17 protein-coding genes are annotated in these 18,865 nt (G+C 69.6%); 7 read left to right on the top strand and 10 right to left on the bottom strand.

Annotated elements, in window-relative coordinates; translation table 11 throughout:
- Positions 1-41 precede the first annotated feature (41 nt).
- The 6 genes from BJ972_RS10195 to BJ972_RS10170 form a co-directional block, all read right to left on the bottom strand.
- The gene (locus BJ972_RS10195) at positions 42-1,997 is read right to left on the bottom strand and encodes a purple acid phosphatase family protein (protein WP_129172548.1); all 1,956 of its coding nucleotides are present in this window, start codon (positions 1,995-1,997) and stop codon (positions 42-44) included.
- A 492-nt stretch (positions 1,998-2,489) separates the two neighbouring features.
- The gene (locus BJ972_RS10190; protein WP_129172667.1) at positions 2,490-3,467 is read right to left on the bottom strand and encodes a LacI family DNA-binding transcriptional regulator; all 978 of its coding nucleotides are present in this window, start codon (positions 3,465-3,467) and stop codon (positions 2,490-2,492) included.
- An 84-nt stretch (positions 3,468-3,551) separates the two neighbouring features.
- Complete coding sequence (locus BJ972_RS10185; RefSeq protein WP_129172549.1) at positions 3,552-5,018, bottom strand: GH1 family beta-glucosidase; 1,467 nt, start codon at positions 5,016-5,018, stop codon at positions 3,552-3,554.
- On the bottom strand, positions 5,018-5,848 hold the full coding sequence (locus BJ972_RS10180) for a carbohydrate ABC transporter permease (protein WP_129172668.1): 831 nt from the start codon (positions 5,846-5,848) through the stop codon (positions 5,018-5,020). Before BJ972_RS10180 ends, BJ972_RS10185 begins: the two co-directional genes overlap by 1 nt.
- 83 nt (positions 5,849-5,931) lie before the next feature.
- On the bottom strand, positions 5,932-6,978 hold the full coding sequence (locus BJ972_RS10175) for a carbohydrate ABC transporter permease (protein ID WP_129172550.1): 1,047 nt from the start codon (positions 6,976-6,978) through the stop codon (positions 5,932-5,934).
- Positions 6,979-7,067: 89 nt separating this feature from the next.
- A complete protein-coding gene (locus BJ972_RS10170) occupies positions 7,068-8,387 on the bottom strand; it encodes an ABC transporter substrate-binding protein (protein ID WP_373366819.1) in 1,320 nt (439 codons plus the stop codon).
- A gap of 662 nt (positions 8,388-9,049) precedes the next feature.
- Here BJ972_RS10170 and BJ972_RS17690 point away from each other — a divergent pair.
- Entirely contained in the window at positions 9,050-9,865 is an 816-nt protein-coding gene (locus BJ972_RS17690) for a M15 family metallopeptidase (RefSeq protein WP_241830704.1), read from the top strand.
- 134 nt (positions 9,866-9,999) lie between these two features.
- Complete coding sequence (locus tag BJ972_RS10160; RefSeq protein ID WP_129172552.1) at positions 10,000-11,127, top strand: amidase domain-containing protein; 1,128 nt, start codon at positions 10,000-10,002, stop codon at positions 11,125-11,127.
- Between the two features lie 86 nt (positions 11,128-11,213).
- Here the strand turns inward: BJ972_RS10160 and pgm are convergent, their stop codons facing one another.
- Positions 11,214-12,842, bottom strand: a complete 1,629-nt coding sequence (gene pgm / locus BJ972_RS10155; protein WP_129172553.1) for a phosphoglucomutase (alpha-D-glucose-1,6-bisphosphate-dependent) — start codon at positions 12,840-12,842, stop codon at positions 11,214-11,216.
- 46 nt (positions 12,843-12,888) lie between these two features.
- On the opposite strand from pgm, the gene pheA reads away from it, so the two are divergent.
- The 5 genes from pheA to BJ972_RS10130 all read left to right on the top strand — a co-directional run bounded on the left by pheA (position 12,889) and on the right by BJ972_RS10130 (position 15,622).
- Entirely contained in the window at positions 12,889-13,845 is a 957-nt protein-coding gene (gene pheA, locus BJ972_RS10150; protein WP_129172554.1) for a prephenate dehydratase, read from the top strand.
- Complete coding sequence (locus tag BJ972_RS10145) at positions 13,842-14,474, top strand: hypothetical protein (protein WP_129172555.1); 633 nt, start codon at positions 13,842-13,844, stop codon at positions 14,472-14,474. Before pheA ends, BJ972_RS10145 begins: the two co-directional genes overlap by 4 nt.
- Positions 14,471-14,773 (top strand): hypothetical protein, encoded by a 303-nt coding sequence (locus tag BJ972_RS10140; protein ID WP_129172556.1) that lies wholly within the window; start codon positions 14,471-14,473, stop codon positions 14,771-14,773. Before BJ972_RS10145 ends, BJ972_RS10140 begins: the two co-directional genes overlap by 4 nt.
- 79 nt (positions 14,774-14,852) lie before the next feature.
- A complete protein-coding gene (locus BJ972_RS10135) occupies positions 14,853-15,338 on the top strand; it encodes a hypothetical protein (RefSeq protein WP_129172557.1) in 486 nt (161 codons plus the stop codon).
- Positions 15,335-15,622 carry a hypothetical protein gene (locus tag BJ972_RS10130; protein ID WP_129172558.1) on the top strand — a complete coding sequence of 96 codons (288 nt, stop codon included), beginning with the start codon at positions 15,335-15,337 and terminating at the stop codon, positions 15,620-15,622. The genes BJ972_RS10135 and BJ972_RS10130 overlap by 4 nt, the downstream gene beginning before the upstream one ends.
- A 106-nt stretch (positions 15,623-15,728) precedes the next feature.
- Here the strand turns inward: BJ972_RS10130 and BJ972_RS10125 are convergent, their stop codons facing one another.
- From BJ972_RS10125 to BJ972_RS10115, 3 genes are all read right to left on the bottom strand, one after another.
- On the bottom strand, positions 15,729-16,394 hold the full coding sequence (locus BJ972_RS10125; protein ID WP_129172559.1) for a ThuA domain-containing protein: 666 nt from the start codon (positions 16,392-16,394) through the stop codon (positions 15,729-15,731).
- Positions 16,391-17,461, bottom strand: a complete 1,071-nt coding sequence (locus BJ972_RS10120; RefSeq protein ID WP_129172560.1) for a substrate-binding domain-containing protein — start codon at positions 17,459-17,461, stop codon at positions 16,391-16,393. Before BJ972_RS10120 ends, BJ972_RS10125 begins: the two co-directional genes overlap by 4 nt.
- 201 nt (positions 17,462-17,662) lie before the next feature.
- Positions 17,663-18,706 carry a hydroxyacid dehydrogenase gene (locus tag BJ972_RS10115; RefSeq protein ID WP_129172561.1) on the bottom strand — a complete coding sequence of 348 codons (1,044 nt, stop codon included), beginning with the start codon at positions 18,704-18,706 and terminating at the stop codon, positions 17,663-17,665.
- Between the last annotated feature and the right edge of the window lie 159 nt (positions 18,707-18,865).

Below are 18,865 nucleotides of genomic sequence, written 5' to 3'. Positions count from 1 at the left end.
GTCCTTCGTTCGAGAGGAGGAACGGTCGGTTCGGTGGATGCTCACGCGGATCCCTCCGCGCGATTCTGTGCGTCACCTTGCTCGGCGCGGTGGCGACGACGGGCGACGAGGAGGAGTCCGGCTCCCGCGGCGAGCACGAGCGAACCGCCCGTGATCCACGGCATCACGTCGGCACCAGTGGAGCTCAGTGCGCCGCCGTTCGTCGGGCTGAGGCCACCGGCGACCGGCGGGGTCGTCGGGTCGGTCGGCGCGGTCGTCGGCTCGGTGGGTGCGCCGGTCGGCTCCGTGGGCTGCCCGGTGGGCGGCGTCGCGGGGTCGGTGGGCTCGGGCGTGGGCTCTGTCGTCGGCGGCGTGGTCGGGCCGGGGGTCGGCTCGGTCGTCGGCGGGGTGGTGGGAGGCGTCGTCGGGGGCGTCGTCGGCGGGGTGGTCGGCGGCGTCGTGGGCGGCGTGGTCGGCGGAGTGGTCGGCTCGACCGGCTCGGCACCCGGCACGGTCGGGTCGGGCAGCGTCGGAGCGGCGACGCCCGAGCGTGCGGAACCCGGTCCCGACGAGCGCGGCTCGTCGGTGTCGGTCACGAGCTTCGTCGATGCGGCACGCGTCTCGGCGGGCGTCTTCGTGATCGTGAAGGCGTCCTGCAGGTCGCCCGCGACCGTCCACGACTCGACGTGCATCTCGTTGCCGACGACGTCGACGAGCTGGTAGAGCTGCGTATCACCGATCACCGAGCGCAGGTTCGCGCCGTTCTTCACCCAGTTGTTCGACTCGGGCGGGTCGACGACGTACATCTTCGGACCGCTCACCGAGACGAGGTAGACGGGGCCCGTCTGGCTCGTCGCGGCATCCGCTCCCTCGGGGAGGTTCTGCTCGTTGGCGAACAGGTTGCCGCGCCCGTAGGCGTGGTCATGGCCGTTCAGTACGAGGTCGACGTTGTACTGCTCGAGGAGGGGAAGCCACGCGTTACGCACGTGTGCGTTGTCGCGGCCCGACGTCACGGCGAAGACGGGGTGGTGGAACGTCACGACGGTCCACTGGTGCGGGTTCGACGCGAGCGTCTCTTCGAGCCACGCGGTCTGCTCGTCCATGAGGGCGCCGCTCGCTCGCATCGTGTTGAGCGAGATGAAGCGCACGCCCTGGTAATCGACGTAGTAGGTCGACTCGGTGAGCTCGGCGACGGCGGCGTCGCTCACGGGTCCGTTGTTCGGGAAGTCGAACTGGGCCGGCCAGTACTTCGAGAGACCGGGGCCCGGGTAGTACTCGTGGTTGCCGATCGTCGCGAGCTGGTTGATGCTCGTCTGCGAGTATCCGCCGGCGTAGTTCCACTCGCCCCATTCGGCGTCGGAGTTGTCGGTGTCGATGAGGTCGCCGAGGTGCACGACGAGGTCGGCGAAGGGCCGGGCCTCGGTCGCCGCACGGAACGCACGCGAGGCGTACGACTTGACGTCGTTCTGGGCGTCGCCCTGGATGATGAACGAGAAGTCGCTCGCACCCTCGGTCGCCGTCGCGAACTCGCTCCACGCGCCCCACGTCTCGCCGTCGCCGACGCGGTAGAGGTAACGCGAGTCGGGTGTCAGACCCGAGAGCGTCGTGGAGTGGTACTTGATCGGGTAGCCCAGATCGGTCGTGAACTCGTCGGTCGTCGCCGCGGCGATCGTCACGACATCCGTCGGCGTCGTGGGGCCGACCGAGGCGAGCTGCACCTGCGGAGCCGTCACCGCGGCCGACGTCCGCCAGCTGATCGCCTGCGTCGTCGCCGGGTCGCCCGACGGCGTGAGCGTGACGCGGTCGGGCATCGCGGTCGGCACGTGCACGAGCGCGGGGCTCACGGGCGGGGGTGCGAGGCCGCCGCCGTTGGCGACCGCGGCGATCGACCCGCCGAGGGCGAGGGTGCCCGCGACGACGAGCACGCCGCCCGCCCCCACGAGTCCCGCGGTCGATCGGCCCAGGCGAGAGCGCGTCGCGCCCCCGTCGGCCTCAGGACGTCGTCTGAACCAGCTCATCGATCACGTACTCCTCGTGTGTTTCCGGGCAGCACGAGACATCGCCGGGGTCGACGAGGGATGCTGCACGGATTCGGTGGGTGGTCGCGGCGCAGCAGGCGGCGCATCGAAGCGCTCGGCCCGCGGGCGACCTCTGTCAGTGAATCAGGCCGATGTGCGCGGATCGGCCGAGTTCGCCGAGAGTTCGCCCGCGCGCGTCATCCCTTCGCCGCCCGTTCACCACGCACCCTGACCCGCCCTCGGGGGCCTCCCGCCCCCGCCCCGGGCGTGTCTCGCCCCCTACTCGCGCGCGCCCCGGCGTCTCGGCGTCACGTTTGCGCTCTTCACCCCGCTCGAACAGCACAAACGTGACGCCGAAACCCTGGGTCTCGGCGTCACGACACGCTGGCTATGCGCGCGAATTCCAGCGTGTCGTGACGCCGAGACGGGAAGAGTGGGCGCGCGCGAGAGGCGGAGCGAGGCGGGCGGATGACGCGGGCGGGCGCAGCGCGCTCAGGCGGAGGCGCGCACGACGAGGTTCGTCGGCAGGAACGTCACCGATTCGACCGGGCGCCCCTCGATGAGGTCGACGAGCACGCGCGCCATGGTCGCACCCATCTCGATCGACGGCTGGTGCACCGTCGTGAGCGGCGGCGTCGCCGAGGCCGCATAGTTGTCGTCGTCGAAGCCCACGACGGCGACGTCACCGGGAATCGAGAGCCCCGCGGCGCGGATCGACGAGTACGCGCCGATCGCCATCTGGTCGTTCGCGACGAAGACGCCGTCGACGCCCTCGCCGCGTTCGAGCAGGCGTCGCATCGCCGAGGCGCCCGACGCGGGCGTGAAGTCGCCGACCTCGATGAGCGAGTCGTCGAGCCCGTGGCGTTCGAGCGCTCGGCGCCACCCCGCGAGCCGGTCGACGCCGGGCGGCATGTCCTGCGGGCCCGCGATCGTCGCGATGCGGCGCCGGCCGCGCTCGATGAGGTGCTCGACGGCGATCTCGGCGGCGTGCACGTTGTCGACGTCGACGAAGTGGTTCTCGGGGGCGTTGCCCTCGATCGGCCGGCCACCGAAGACGACGGGCAGCGAGTCGGTGAGCGACGCGTACGAGTGGTCGCCGGTGTGGTGCGAGACGACGAGCGCGCCGTCGACGTTGCCGCCGAGCAGGTAGCGCCGCGTCTTGCCGGGCTGCAGCTCCGACTCGATGAGCATCGTCAGGGTGTAGTCGGTCTCGCCGAGCGAGAGGGCGACGCCCTGCACGACCGACGCGAAGAACGGGTCGGCGAAGACGCGCGCGGCTGACTCGGGAACGACGAGGGCGACCGACTGGGTGCGGCGGCTCGCGAGCGATCGGGCCGCGCGGTTCGGCACGTACCCCATCGCCTCGATGGCCTCTTGCACGGCGTGCGCGACATCGGGGGTGACCTTCGGCGATCCGTTGACGACGCGCGAGACGGTCGCGCGCGACACCCCGGCGCGAGCCGCGACCATCTCGAGAGTGGGCACACCCGTCGGGGACTTCCGCACTGCGTCATCCCCTCTCGTCTGCCTACTTACATTAGCCCTGCGCCGCCCCTATGCCTCGACCTGCGAGAGCGTTGCGCGCGCGTCATCCGCGATCGCCTGTCGATCGGCTTCCTTCGACTGGCGGATGACGTCGGCGTACGCGAGCGCACTGGCCTTCGGGGTGCGCACGAAGGTGTCGTAGTCGACGTGCACGATACCGAATCGCTTCGCGTACCCCCAGGCCCACTCGAAGTTGTCGAGCAGCGACCAGACGAAGTACCCGCGCACATCGGCTCCCCCCTCGATCGCGCGAGCGACCGCACCGATGTGCGCGAGGATGTAGTCCCGTCGCTCCGGGTCGTCGACGGCCCCGTCGACTACGACGTCGCCGTCGTAGGCCGCGCCGTTCTCGGTGATGTAGAGCGGCGGGAGGTTCGGGTACTCGCGGCCGAGGCGCACGAGGAGCGTCTCGAGCCCGTCGGGGTTGACCTCCCAGTCCATCGCCGTGCGCGGCAGGCCGCGCGACGGGAACGAGACGTACTCGCTGCCCGGGAACGGCGAGCGGCCCGGCTTCGCGGTCGGCTTGAGCGAGGGGCGAGCGGATGCCGGTTGCGGATGACCCGACACATTGTCGTCGTGGTAGTGGTTGACGCCGAGGAAGTCGATCGGAGCGGAGATCGTCTCGAGGTCGCCCGGCTCGATGAGCTCGGCCAGACCGAAGTCGCGCACGTCGTCGAGCACATCGGCCGGGTACGACCCGAGCAGCAGCGGCTCGAGGAACATGCGGTTCCACAGGCCGTCGATGCGGCGCGCGGCCTCGAGGTCGACGGGGTCGGTCGGGTCGTTGGGCACGGCGTTCGTGAGGTTGAGCGTGATGCCGAGCTCGATCGGGCGGCTCGACGCGGCCGCGAGCTCACGGAGCCGGGTCGTCGCGAGACCGTGCGCGAGGTGCTGGTGGTGCACCGCGGCGAGGGCCGCTCGGGGGTCGGTGAGACCCGGGGCGTGCTCGCCGCCGGCGTAGCCGATGAGAGAGGAGCAGAGCGGTTCGTTGAACGTCGTCCAGTGCGAGACGCGGTCGCCGAGAGCCTCGTACGTCGCCTCGGCGTACTCGACGAAGCGGTGCGCGGTGTCGCGGTTCGTCCAGCCGCCCTTCTCCTGCAGGGCCTGCGGGAGGTCCCAGTGATAGAGCGTCAGCCACGGCAGGATGCCGGCGTCGAGCAGTTCGTCGACGAGTCGCGAGTAGAAGTCGAGACCCTTCGCGTTGACCGTGCGGCCGCCGGGAACGACGCGAGCCCAGCTCGTCGAGAAGCGGTACGAGTCGAGTCCGAGGCTCTTCATGAGCGCGACGTCCTCGGGCATGCGGTGGTAGTGGTCGACCGCGCGGTCGGGGGTGTCGCCTGCGGCTACGCTCCCGGGAACGCGCGCATAGGCATCCCAGATCGAGTCCTCCTTGCCGCCCTCGTGGGCCGCGCCTTCGATCTGAGCGGCCGCGGTGGCCGATCCCCAGAGGAATCCGGGGGGAAAAGTGTTCACCATCAGCCTTTCACTGCTCCTGCCATGATTCCCGAGATGAGCTGCTTGCCGGCGATGACGAACAGCACGAGCAGGGGAAGTGTCGCCAAGACCGCACCGGTGAGGACCACCGGGTAGTCGATGTAGTACCCCGACTGCAGCTGGCTGAGCGCCGTCTGCAGGGTCGGGTTGGTCGGGCCGAGCACGATGAGCGGCCACAGGTAGTCGGTCCACGCCATCATGAACGTGAAGAGGCCGAGGATCGCCATCGCGGGGCGGGCCGCGGGCAAGCCCACCGTGAGGAAGGTGCGGAACTGGTTCGCGCCGTCCATGCGCGCCGCCTCGATGAGCTCGTCGGGGATGACGTCGACGAGGTACTGGCGCATGAAGAAGACACCGAAGGCCGTGACGAGGGTCGGCACGATGACGGCGCCGAGGGTGCCCGTCCAGCCGAGTTCGCGCATGACCATGAAGAGCGGGATGATGCCGAGCTGCGTGGGGATCGCCATCGTCGCGATGACGAAGACCATGAGGCCGTCGCGACCCTTGAAGCGCAGCTTCGCGAAGGCGTAGCCGGCGAGGGTCGCGAACGTCACGACCGAGACCGTGATGACGCTCGAGACGATGAGCGAGTTCGCGAGGGCGAGCCAGAACGGGATGGCGTCGAGCACCTTCGCGGCGTTCGCGAAGAAGTTGCCGCCCGGGAGGAGGGGCAGCGTCTCGCCGCGTGTCGCGTTCGTGCCGCTGCCGACGACGACCGACCACCACAGCGGGTAGGCGCTGCCGATGACGAAGGCGGTGAGGAGGCCGTAGGTGAGGAAGCCTGGGCGGCTGCCGATGCCGGCGACGCCCATGGCGCCGCGGCGGCGCGGGGACTTCCGCTCCTCGGGGAGCACGTCGATGCGCTCGGCGGGAATCGGTTCGGGGGTCAGGGTGCTCATCGGTTCTCTCCTCGGGCACGGCGCCGGGCACGGTTGCTGGGTCTGCCCTCACCCGTCGCGATGCGCCGGGAGATGAGGAAGTTGACGAGGCCGAAGACCACGATGAGGAGGAAGAGGAGCCACGCGACGGCGGCCGCCTCACCGAAGTCGCGGCGGAAGAAGGCGAGCTCCCACATGAAGAGCACCGTCGTCTGGAACTGGCGGTCGCTGCCGCCGATGCCGCCCGCGGTCGACACGTCGAAGAGACGCGGCTCGGCGAAGATCTGCAGGCCGCCGATCGTCGACGTGATGATGACGAAGATGAGGGTCGGGCGGATCGACGGGATCGTGATCGAGAAGAAGCGGCGCACGGCGTTGGCGCCGTCGATGGCGGCCGACTCGTAGAGGTCGCGCGGCACCGACTGCATGGCGGCGAGCAGGATGAGGGCGTTGTATCCCGTCCAGCGGAAGTTCACCATCGTCGCGATGGCGACGTGGCTGAGGAACGTGTCGTGCTTCCACGCCTGGTCGGGGATGCCGATGAGGTTGAGCAGGTTGTTCGCGAGACCATCGGCCTCGTTGAAGATGCTCGAGAAGATGAGGGCGACGGCGACGGGGGTCACGACGAACGGCAGCAGAACGCTCATGCGCCAGAAGGTCTTGGCCCGCAGGCCCTGGTCGAGCAGGTACGCGATCACGATCGCGACGATGAGCTGGGGGATGGCCGACAGCAGGAAGATCGAGATCGTGTTGCCGATCGAGTTCCAGAACATGCTGTCGCCGAGGATCTTCGTGAAGTTCTCGATGCCGACGAAGTCGCCCTGGCCCTTGAGGAGGTCCCAGTCGTGCATCGACACGACGAGCGTGTACACGAGGGGGAAGAGGCCGATGAGGCCGAAGAGCAGGAAGAAGGGGGAGATGTAGAAGTACGGCGATGCCTTCACATCGAAGCGCGAGAGCCGCTGCCGGAAGTTCAGGCGAGAGGATGCCGCGGGGCGCGGCTTCTGCGCGGAGCCGTCGGTCGGCGCGTCGCGCTTCGGCGACGGCTGGAGTGTGGAGGTCATGGCGTTCCCTACGTGGGGGTGTGTTCAGGGGTGTCGACCGGCCGAGGAGCGCGGGGCTCCTCGGCCGGCCGACGGGTGATGCAGGGTGACTACTGCTTGACGAGCGAGTTCAGAAGCGAGATCGCTTCGTCCCAGGCCTGCTGCGTGGTGGCTTCGCCGCGGTCGAGCTTCTGGAGGGGCGGTCCGAAGACGTTCTCCTGGATGACCGAGTCGTCGGCGCCCTTGTACTGAGCCTTGATGCCGACGGCACGCTCGGCGAGGATGGCGCCGGTCGGAGCGTCGTTGAAGAACTCGTTCGGCGTGGCCTCGGCGGCGAGGGTCTCCTGCGCGTTGAGGGTGCTCGGGAAGTTACCGGCCGCAGCGGACTGCTTGACCTGCTGCTCGGGCTGCGTCAGCCAGTCGGCGAGCTTCGCCGCTGCTTCCTTGTGCTGCGACGTCTCGGGGATCGAGAGGAACGCTCCACCCCAGTTGGTCGGTCCGCCGGGGAAGACATCTGCGAAGTCCCAACCGTTGTCAGCGTCGCCGCCGCCGGCTTCGATCTGGCCCTTGGCCACACCGAGCATCCAGCCCGGGCAGACGAGCGTCGCGAAGGTGCCGTCGAGGAACGACTTTCCACCGTTCCAGTCCCAGGCCGTCTGAGCAGCCGAGAGGCCGTCGCCCACGGCCGAGCCGAGCAGCTCGAAGCGACCCTGCAGTTCGGTGTTGCCCTCGACGTTCAGCTCGCCGTCCGAGGTGTAGTACCCCTCGGGGAGCTGGTTGACCATAGCGTTCCAGACGAACCCGGAGTGGTCCATCCAGGCCTTGCCGGTGGCTGCCTGGTACTGGCGTCCGACATCGAAGTAGTTCTCCCAGTCGCCGTCGAGGAGGGTGGCGACCTCGTCGCGGTCGGTCGGCAGACCGGCAGCGGCGAACGCGTCGGCGTTGTAGCAGATGCCCGAGGGGCCGATGTCGGTGCCGTAGCCGATGACACGGCCCTCGGGGTCGGTGGCCTGGTCGTACTTCCATTCGACCCAGTCGCCCTTGCGATCGGCGATGCCGTACTCGGTGAGGTCGACGAACTGGTCGGAGACGTCCATGATGGCGCCGAGCCATCCTTCTTCGATGGCGACGATGTCGGAGAGACCCGAGCCGGCGGCGATCTTCGTGAACGCGTCGGTGCGGGCGTTTCCGCCGGTGTCGATGTTGGTCGCCTTGATGGTGACGCCCGGGTTGAGTTCCTCGTACTCCTTGTAGAGGTCGTCGTATCCGAACGTGCCGAAGGTGGTGACGGTCAGTGTCACGTCTTCCCCGGCCTCACCGGATGCGTCGTCGCCGCCTCCGGTCGAACAGCCCGATGCGAGTAGTGCGATGGATGCGGCGCCAGCGATCGCGGCGGCAACCGAGGTACGGCGTGAGAGTCTCACGGTCACTCCTTTGTGTGTACGAATGGGATTGCAGGGTTGCGTGAGAGCGCTCTCTTCACGGTGCGTGAGAGCGCTCTCACGATTCGCCACGATGCTAAGCACCCGACCTACGCCCTGTCAAGAGAGCGCTCTCACGATCTCGATTCGTTACCGTTCCGTGACACGTCGCCCCCGTCATCCCGGGCCGCGCGCCCCGCCCGCTCGCGTTCGTGAGACGCGCCTGGCCGTGTTCGTGAGGCTTAACCGCCCGTGTTCGTGGCAACCGCCCGCTGCGTCATCCCTCGCGTCATCCCTCGCCCACCCACCCCGGTCGAGAGGTCAATCTCTCGGGGTGCGGCGTGCCTCGCACCCCGAGAAATCGCCCACTCGGTGAGGGGGGGGCGGAAGCCCGCGGCATCCATCGCCACAGGCGCACGCCTCGAAAGGTCGATCTGTCGGGGTGTGGCGTGCCTTGCACCCCGAGAAATCGCCCATTCGGTGAGGGGGGCGGAAGCCCGCGGCATCCATCGCGACAGGGGCGGCCTCGAAAGGTCGATCTCTCGGGGTGCGGCGCGCCCCGCACCCCGTCGAATCGCCCACTCGACCCGGGCGAGGTGACCGCGGCATCGACGACGCGAGCGGATGACGGTGAGGGGCGGCGCTCAGGATGACGCGGGTAGGCTCGAACGGTGGCAGAAACTCGGGGTCGTCAGCGCGCTTCGCGCCGTGTGCGTCGCAATCGCACCATCGCCGTCGCATCCGTCCTCGTGATCGGCGGTCTCGTCGCGGGAGCACTCGCCCTCGGTGGCGGCGTCCTCGCCGGCACGCCGAAGGAGACACCGGCCGCGGCCCCGGAGACGCAGACCCCGACTCCTGACCCGACGCGCCCCGCCCCCGGAACGGCCGTCGACCCGGCCGCCGTCGACACCTTCGACCGCAACGCGCACTCGCTTGACGATCCGGCGAGCATCTGGGTCGTCGTGAACCGGGCGCGCAGCATGCCGTCCGACTACGTTCCGCCCGACCTCGTCGACGTGCCGATCGCGCACACCAACGTGCCCGTGCTCCGTCAGGAGGCGAGCGACGCCGTCGTCGCGATGGCGAACGCCGCACGCGATGAGGCCGGTCTCGAGCTCGCCTCGAACAGCGCGTATCGGAGCTACGACACGCAGGTCGGCCTCTACGGCGACGGCAGCGACCCGACGACCGCTCCTCCCGGCGCGAGCGAGCACCAGACGGGCTTCGCCATCGACATCGGAGCGGCCTCGGGCGAGTGCTCGCTCAACACGTGCATGGCAGATACCGCTGAGGGCATATGGCTGCGCGACAACGCGTGGCGCTTCGGATTCCTGCTGCGTTACCCCGCCGAAAAGGTCGACATCACGGGGTACCCGTTCGAGCCGTGGCACTTCCGTTACGTCGGCGTCGACCTCTCGACCGAGATGCACGACACCGGTTTCACGACGCTGGAAGAGTTCTTCGGGCTTCCCGCAGCACCGATGTAGCGGGTCGCAACGCCCCCTGAGGCGCCACGCAAAAACCGAGCGCTGACATGGTTTTCCCAGGCTTCGCCCGGGAAGCATACATGCGCATGTGATTGCGTAACGGGTCTTGTCCGACGACCTGAAATCCTCCCCGCGTGCGCAGACCTTCTCATCGACAGCCTTCCCGCCCCTTCGCAAAGACGCGCACCAACCCTCCCTCCGGCCGACGCCGTCGCGTCGCCGAACCGCTCAGCACCCGCCGCCGCTTCTCGGTGCACGCGGCTGCCGCGTCGACGTCGGTGCTCGCAATGGCGGCCGTCGTCGTCTTCGCCGGACTCGTCGCCCCCACCGGCCAGCCGGTCGAAGCCACGGCCGAGGCCGCGACGACGGATGACTCGACGATCGATGCCTCGGGCGTGACCGCCCCGTTCGAAGAGGCGAAGCCCGACGAGCCCCGCATCACGAGCGATCTCTCGGTCGCCGAGGCTCCCGTCACAGGTGGCACGGTCATCACCGTCGAGGGCACCGAACTGACATCCGTCGCCTCCGTGAGCATCGGCGGCCTCACTGCTCCGATCGTCGCCGCCACCGACGAGACGCTGAGCTTCGAGACGCCCGCCGTCTCGGCGGAATCCGTCGGGTCGCTCGCCGTGCAGTTCCTCGACGCATCGGGCGAGCCCGTGGTCGTCGGCCCCGCGACGAGCACCGCCTCGGTCGCCTCGGTCGGCGTCGCGCTCGACAATCCGGCGCCGCTCGCTCCGACGTCGAGCCCTGCGCCGCTCTCCCTATCGCTCACGCTGACCTACGTGCCCGACCCGCGGGTCGTCAGCCAGATGGACTACGTCATGGCGCACTGGAGCGACTACAACACGGCCGAGTTCACCGTCATCTCGGGCAACGACTGCATGAACTTCACGAGCCAGTCGCTGCTCGCCCGCGGCTGGGTCATGGACGCCGGCTGGTTCTACGACGCCTCGACGGGCGCGTACTCGCCGTCATGGGTGAGCTCGACGGCCTTCCGCGACTACCTCGCGACGCGCCCCGACCTCGGCGTCGAACTCGACGACTCGCAGCGCGACCTCGTCAAGGTCGGCGACATCGCCCAGTTCGACTGGGATTCCTCGGGCGACCGCGACCACACGGCGATCGTCAGCCGCGTCGAGCGCACCGAGTCGGGCACGCGCATCTGGGTCGCCGGTCACACGAAGGACTCGGACTACTGGGATGTCGACGAGGCCCTCACCACGGGCGGCGGCACCGTCCACTACTGGAGCCTCAACTAACCCCCGCGCCGGAGTACCGGTCGCGTACGTGAGTGCACTTCCTTCAGCACTCACGTGCGCGAGCGGCACTCCGGCGTTGACGACTCTCAGCCGCCGAGCGCGGCGTCGACGATCGCCTTCGCCTCGGCCTGAACCTCGCGGAGGTGGTCGGGGCCGCGGAACGACTCGGCATAGATCTTGTAGACGTCTTCGGTGCCGCTCGGGCGGGCGGCGAACCACGCGTCGGCCGTCTGCACCTTGACGCCGCCGAGGGCCGCGCCGTTGCCGGGCGCCTTCGAGAGCTTCGCGGTGATCGGTTCGCCCGCGAGTTCGGTCGCCGCGATCGCGTCGCCGTCGAGCTTGCCGAGGGCGGCCTTCTGCTCACGCGTGGCCGGGGCGTCGACGCGCTCGTACGCGGGGTCGCCGAACTCGGCGACGAGCTCGGCGTAGAGCTCCGACGGGGTCTTGCCGGTGACGGCGCGGATCTCGGCCGCGAGGAGGCACAGCAGGATGCCGTCCTTGTCGGTCGTCCACACTCCACCGTCGAAGCGCAGGAACGATGCGCCGGCGCTCTCTTCGCCGCCGAAGGCGACCGTGCCGTCGAGAAGGCCGGGCACGAACCACTTGAACCCCACGGGAACCTCGACGAGCTCGCGCCCGAGCGACGCCGCGACGCGGTCGATCATCGACGACGAGACGAGCGTCTTGCCGACGGCGGCGTCCGTGCGCCACTGGGGGCGGTGCGTGTAGAGGTACTGGATCGCGACGGCGAGGTAGTGGTTCGGGTTCATGAGCCCGGCGTCGGGGGTGACGATGCCGTGGCGGTCGGCGTCGGCGTCGTTGCCCGTGACGATGTCGTACTCGTGGCGGTGCTCGAGCACCGACGCCATGGCCGAGGGGCTCGACGGGTCCATGCGGATCTTCTCGTCCCAGTCGAGCGTCATGAAGCGCCAGGTCGGGTCGACGAGCGGGTTCACGACCGTCAGGTCGAGACCGTAGTGGTCGCGGATCGCGCCCCAGTACCCGACCGATGCGCCGCCGAGCGGGTCGGCTCCGATGCGGATGCCGCTCGTCTTGATGGCGTCGATGTCGATGATGTTCTCGAGGTCGCGCACGTACATGCCGCGATAGTCATACGTCTCGACGGCGCTCGCCTCGCGCACCTTCACGTCGATGAGTCCGCCCTCGATGAGCTCGTTCGCGCGCGCGGCGATCCAGCTCGTCGCATCGGTGTCGGCGGGGCCGCCGTGCGGCGGGTTGTACTTGAAGCCGCCGTCGGCGGGCGGGTTGTGCGACGGGGTGATGACGATGCCGTCGGCCTCGCCCTCGGCGCGGCGCTCGGGGTCGTTGTTCCACGTGAGGATCGCGTGCGAGAGGGCCGGCGTCGGCACGTAGTCGCCGAACTCGTCGACCAGCACGCGCACGTCGTTCGCGACGAGCACCTCGAGCGCGGTCGTGAGCGCGGGAGCCGAGAGCGCGTGGGTGTCGGCGCCGATGAAGAGCGGGCCGGTGATGCCCTGCGCGGTGCGGTACTCGACGATGGCCTGCGTGATCGCGAGGATGTGGTCTTCGTTGAACGCCGTCTTCAGCGACGAGCCGCGGTGACCCGACGTGCCGAAGGCCACGCGCTGACCGACGACCGAGGGGTCGGGCTTCAGCTCGTGATAGGCGTGGAGGAGGGCCTCGACGTCGATGAGATCGGATTCCTGGGCCGGTGTTCCCGCGCGTTCGCTCATGTGCCCAGTCTGACAGTCGTCGGGTGCCGACGGATAGGCTGAGCGCATGCAGACGGAGCCCGCCGCCGACCAGAACCGCGCGTATTCCTACCTCGGTCCGGCCGGAACGTTCACGGAGGCGGCCCTCAAGCAGGTCGCCGCCGCCGTCGGCCAGGAATGGCGGAGCGTCAACAACGTCGGCGAGGCCCTCGCGGATGTCACGAGCGGGCGTTCGACGGCAGCCATGATCGCCATCGAGAACTCGGTCGAGGGCGGTGTCTCGGCGACGCAGGACGCCCTCGCCACGGTCCCCGGCCTCCGCATCATCGGCGAGTACCTCGTCTCGGTGAACTTCGTGCTCGTCGCACGCCCGGGCACGACGCTCGCCGACGTCACGACGATCAACGCGCACCCCGTCGCGTACGCGCAGTGCCACACGTGGCTCGGCGAGAACCTCCCCGCGCACGCGCACCTCCCCGCGTCGAGCAACGTGCAGGCCGCGTCATCCCTTCTCGACGGCAGCATCGCCGACGCCGCCATCGCCCCGCCCGGCATCGTCGACCACTACGACGTCGAGGTGCTTGCGCGCGACATCGGCGACAACCGCAACGCCGTCACCCGCTTCGTGCTCGTGAGCAGCTCGCGTGTGCTCCCCGAACCGACGGGCGCCGACAAGACGAGCCTCATCATCGAGCTGCCGAGTGACGAGCCGGGTGCGCTCCTCGCGATGCTCGAGCAGTTCTCGACGCGCGGCGTGAACCTCAGCCTCATCGAGTCGCGCCCCATCGGCGACGCTCTCGGCCGCTACCGCTTCGTCGTCGACATCGACGGGCACATCCGCGACGAGCGGGTGGCCGACGCGCTGCTCGGCCTGCGGCGTTTCAGCCCCAACGTCATCTTCCTCGGCTCCTACCCGCGCGCCGATCTGCAGGCGGTCGAGTACCACGCGAAGTACGACGACGGCATCTTCATCGAGGCGCGCGACTGGCTGAGGGGTCTGCTCTCGGCGGAGCCCGAGGCATGATCGTCGACCCGCGCTTCGACCCCCGCTTCCAGCGCGGCGGCGAGAAGGCGGCGAAGGATGACGCTCGCGGGCCGATCGCCCGCGACCAGCGCGACGAGGCGCAAGCGAGCCCGGTGGGCCAGGAGCCCGGCACGGATGCACGCACGACGGCTCCTTCAGGCGACGACATCTGGAGCCGACCGCGCCGCGAGCGACTGAGACCGACGGAGCAGCGGCCCACGGAGCAGCGGCCGACGGCGCCGAGGCCGACCGAGCCGCGGCCCGAGGTGCTCGCCGTCCCGGGCGCCGTCGAGACGCGCGACGACGCCGGGCTCGAGTCGCTCTTCGGAGCAGCCGAATCGACCGAACCGCCTGCTGCACCGACCTCGCCCGAGTCCGAGCAGCGCGACGACCGCTGGCTGTGGGGCGCGATCGTCGGGTGCGTCGTTCTCATCGGCATCCTCATCGCCGCGTACTGGAGCTTCGTCCTCGACTCCACGACCGCCATGATGGGGTCGATGCTCCCCGAGCAGCAGATGCTGAACCAGCTCGTCACGAGCTTCGCACCCGCTGCCGTCCAGGCGCTCCTCATCGCCCTCGTCGCCCTGCTCGTGCTCGCGGCGTTGAGTCGCCCCCGGCGGGCCCGATGACGCGGCGCATCGTCATCCGGGTCGTGCTCGTCGTGCTCGCAGCGGCGGGTGCTGGGCTGATGTGGTGGTGCATCGACGACGTCTGGGGCCCGAGCGACCTCGGTATGGGCACGACGAGCATCAACTACTTCGGTCCGTCCGACCCCGACAGCGTCACGGTGGAGGCGCTCGCGCTCCGTTCCTCGCTCTTCGGCATGATCCTGCCCGGTGCCGCGACGCTCACCGCGGCGGCCCTCGTCGGCCTCGGTCTCTCGATCGTCATCCCGCGCTGGCGCGGAGAATCCCTTCCCGTTCGCTGAGCGGAACCGATTACGCTCGGGATACCTCACCCGCTCGACGGAACGGAGTACCGGATCGACGGCGACCCGGGCACCCGACATGAACGCACCTGCACCCTCCGACGGAGTCGATCCGCGCTTCGATCCGCGATTCCAGCGCGGGGGCAGCGGAGCCCCGCCGCCTCCGTCGCCCCACGTCTCCCTGCAGCGGCTCGACCGCACGGTGACGGATGACGCGAGCGAGCCGGTCACGCCGCCCGAGTCATCCCGGCGAGACGACCCGCCCACCCCCGAGACGCCTGCGCCTGAGGTGACCGCGCCCGAGGCATCCTCGCCGGGCGCCACCCGCCCCGACGTCCGCTGGCTCATCGGGGCCGCGCTCGCGTGCGCCCTCGCCATCGTCGGCGGCGCGTGGTGGATGTGGGAGCTCGTGAACTCCCGCACGCGCTACGTCGATTCGCCCGAGTCGTACGCCTGGCACGAGCTCGCCTCGCGCGTGTCATCCGCCTTCGTCGAAGCGGGGATCGTCGGCCTCATCGGGGTCGTCGTCGCGTGGGCGATCGTCGAGCGGAGGGTGCGCGCATGACCCGCCGCGACATCCCCCTCGTCGTGCTCGGCGCGCTCGTCGTGATCGGGGGTATCGGCCTGTGGTGGTCGGTCGGCGCGCTCGGCGACTCATCGCAAGCGGTCGCCGACGGCGACGGAGGTGAATCGCAGGCCGCGCGCTTCAACCGCTACCTCTGGCTGTACCAGGTCGCGACCCCGTCATTTGCGACGCTCGGTGCGCTCGCCCTCGTCGGCCTCGTGCTCGCCGTCGCGATCCCGGAGTGGTTGCGGGGGCGCGTGGCGACAGATCGTGACCCTCGATGACGAGAATCGACCGATCGACAGGGCATGACGACGTGGCGCCGTCGGCACCCGGCATCCGTTCGCCCCGGGTCGAGGGCGTCGCCTCCGAGCCGACGTGGCTGCGGGACTACTCCGCCGGGAGCGGCGGAGTCGACGGGGCCTCGGCGAGCCACTCGACGAGCCGCGTCACGAGCTCTCGCGTGAACGGCGCCTCGTACGCACCGACGTCGTGACCGAGCGCGTCGTATGCCGACCGCCGGCCGCCGCGGTCGACGATCCAACACACCGGGTGGACGGTGTCGTCGTGATCGTGCACGAGGAGCACCTCCGCGTCGTCCGCCACGCGCAGCCACGAGTAGGCCTCGTCGACGGTCTCGAGAGTGCCGAGGCCGGTTACGATCGGCGACGTCGACACCGAACGAAGGCCGAGCGGTCCCTGCGCGGGGTGCATCGACTCGCCGCGAACCCATCGCCCGCCCAGCCGCTGCTCCCACAGCTCGCCCGCCGGCAGCAGGGTCGCCGCGACGTGCAGGGCGAGGAGGGGCGTCGTGGTCGACGCGAGGATGGCGGCGAGGCGCTCGTCGTGCGGATGGGGTGCGGGGCCGCCGCCCGCGTTGACGAGGAGCACGTCGGCTTCGGGAAGGGCCGCGTTCAGGTCGTCGAGCGAGTCGACGACCGTGACGACGTGGCCGGCGTCGCGCAGGACGGCGGCCACGACAGCGCTCGTCTCGGCGAACGGATGCCACGGGTCGACGTAATCACCGCCGCCCGAGAAGACCAGGACCCGGCTCACGCGGGTGGAGCCGTCGACGCACGCAGGATGAGTCGCGGCTCGACCTGGATCTGCAGCGGCGGCTCGGCGCTCGGCTCGCGGATGAGGTCGATGAGCAACTGCGTCGCCAACGCGCCGACGCGGCGACGATCGGGAGCGACGGCCGAGATGGGAGGGTCGGCGTGAGCGGACACGTCGTCGTCGTACGCGATGATCGAGAGCCGTTCGGGCACGGTCAGTCCGCGCAGCCGCGCACTCTGCAGCAGGCCGAAGAGCGAGTTCTCGTCGCCGTGGCAGAACAGCGCCGTCGCGCCGACACGTTCGACGGCGTCGAGCACGACGTCGGCGCTTCCGCGATCCCAGGTGGGGCCCGCGCCGAGCTCGTCGGCGCCGAGGATGACGCTCTCGGTGTCGAACCCGAGACGGTCGATCGCGTCGCGCCAGCCGCGGCGGACGAACTCCGAGCTCTGCGACGTTCCGCGACTGACCATGACGAGGCGACGGTGGCCGAGCTCGTGGAGATGACGCAGTGCACCGAAGGCCCCGCGTTCGTGCGCCGAACGAACCGACGAGACGGTGCCGAAGCCTCCGCCGGGGCTCTCCCGCTCGACGAAGACGACGGGAACGCGGAGCCGTTCGATCGCCTCGAGGAGCCCGGGGACGACTTCGCGCTCCGAGACCGTCGGCACCCACAGAAGGCCATCGACGCCCGCCGCGACGAGCTCGTCGACGAGGCGGTACTCCTCATCGAGGTCGTACTCCGAGATGACGAGCTTCATCGAGCCGCCGTGGGCGAGGACGTCGTCGATGCCCTCGACGACGTAGCGGTAGTAGTACGAGGTCGGCATGACGACGCCGATCGTTCCCGCGAACTGATCGCGCGCACCGACGGTCGGCAGCGCGTGGTCGCCGCGCAGTACGGCTCCGCCGCGCACCTTGTCGAGGATCTGCTCGGAGACGAGGGCGTCGAGGTCTCGGCGGATCGTGACGTGCGAGACGCCGAGGTCGCCGACGAGGGTGGCGATGCGCACGGCGCCGTCTTGCTGAGCGCGGTCGAGAATCCGTGCACGACGCTCTGCTGCCAGCATGACGTCCCCTTCCTGCGACGGACTTCGGCCCCCGCCGAGCGGCGGTGCTCTCCTGATCTTATTGTCACCGAGCGATCAATCGCGAACACCTCGTGTTTCAGTCCTGTGCTAAACGATCGTTTTTGTGCCGATGCGGGCTGGCGGGGTCGGCGTCGACGACCTCTACCCGAACGGAGGGCGACGATGGGCCGACCACGGGGCTCAGGCGATGATGCCGAGCGATGCGCCATCGACGCGGTGGAGCGGTGGGCGGCCTGCGGCGAGGCGCTCGATCTCGTCGAGCGCCGAGTCGGCCAATCGGTACGTCTCGGTGTGCATCGCTCCCGCGATGTGCGGACTGAGCACGATGCCGGGCGTCGTGAAGAGCGGCGAGTCGGCCGGGAGGGGCTCGGGGTCGGTGACGTCGAGCACGGCACGCAGCGTTCCCGCCCGGCACCGCTCGATGAGCGCGCTCGTGTCGATGAGGCTGCCGCGCGCGGTGTTCACGATGACGGCGTCGCGCTTCAGCAGGTCCAGCCGGCGGGCGTCGATGAGGTTGCGTGTCTCGGGCAGTTCGGGAGCGTGGACCGAGACGATGTCGCTCGCGATCATGAGGTCGTCGAGCTCGACGAGGCGCGCACCGACGGCCGCCGCGCTCGCCGCGTCGACGTACGGGTCGGCGACGAGCACCTCGAGGTCGAAGGGTCGGAGCAGTTCGGCGACACGGCGACCGACGCGCGAGAGCCCGACGATGCCGACCGTGCCCCCGAAGTTCACGGCCGGCGGGATCGAGTTGCGCCACGATCCGCCGACCTCGCGGTGGCGCCGGTAGCCCTCGACGTACTGTGCGGTGCGTTTGCCTTCGAGGAGGATCGTCGCGAGTGTGAACTCGGCGACGGGGATGGCATTGGCGTCGGCCGCGCTCGTCACGATGATGTCGTGGTCCCAGAACGCCGCGGCGAGGTGGTTCTTGACCGAACCGCCCGTGTGCACGACGGCGCGCAGGCGCGGAGCCGCGGCGAGCACCGAGGCGTCGAGTGCGGGAGTTCCCCAGCCGGTGACGAGCACGTCTGCCTCGGCGAGGCGGAGCCGGGCCTCCGCGCTCTCGAGGTCGTCGAAGCGCAGGGATGCCGTCGGAGCGATGAGTCGAGCGAGTCGTTCTCGCCGTGCCGGGTCGAAGAGGTCGTCGAAGACCCACTCGGGCATCAGCAGCAGGGCGGACATCCGGGCATCGGTGACGCGGTCAGCGGCGACGTGTACAACCATGCGACAGATCTGACCACGAATCAGCCAAACGCACAAGATAGAAACCGAAAGTTAAAGAATTGATCGAAAATGCTTGCAATGTTCTGAACGCCTCCGCATACTGGGCGAGACGCACGAGGAGGTGCGACCGAGATTCGGTTCAGCCCTCCTCCGTCGTCA

Origin of the sequence: Agromyces atrinae, assembly GCF_013407835.1 — a bacterium.
GTDB classification, from domain to species: Bacteria; Actinomycetota; Actinomycetes; order Actinomycetales; family Microbacteriaceae; genus Agromyces; species Agromyces atrinae.
Note: the sequence above shows the minus strand (reverse complement) of the source record. Positions and strands in the feature narration are given on the sequence as shown.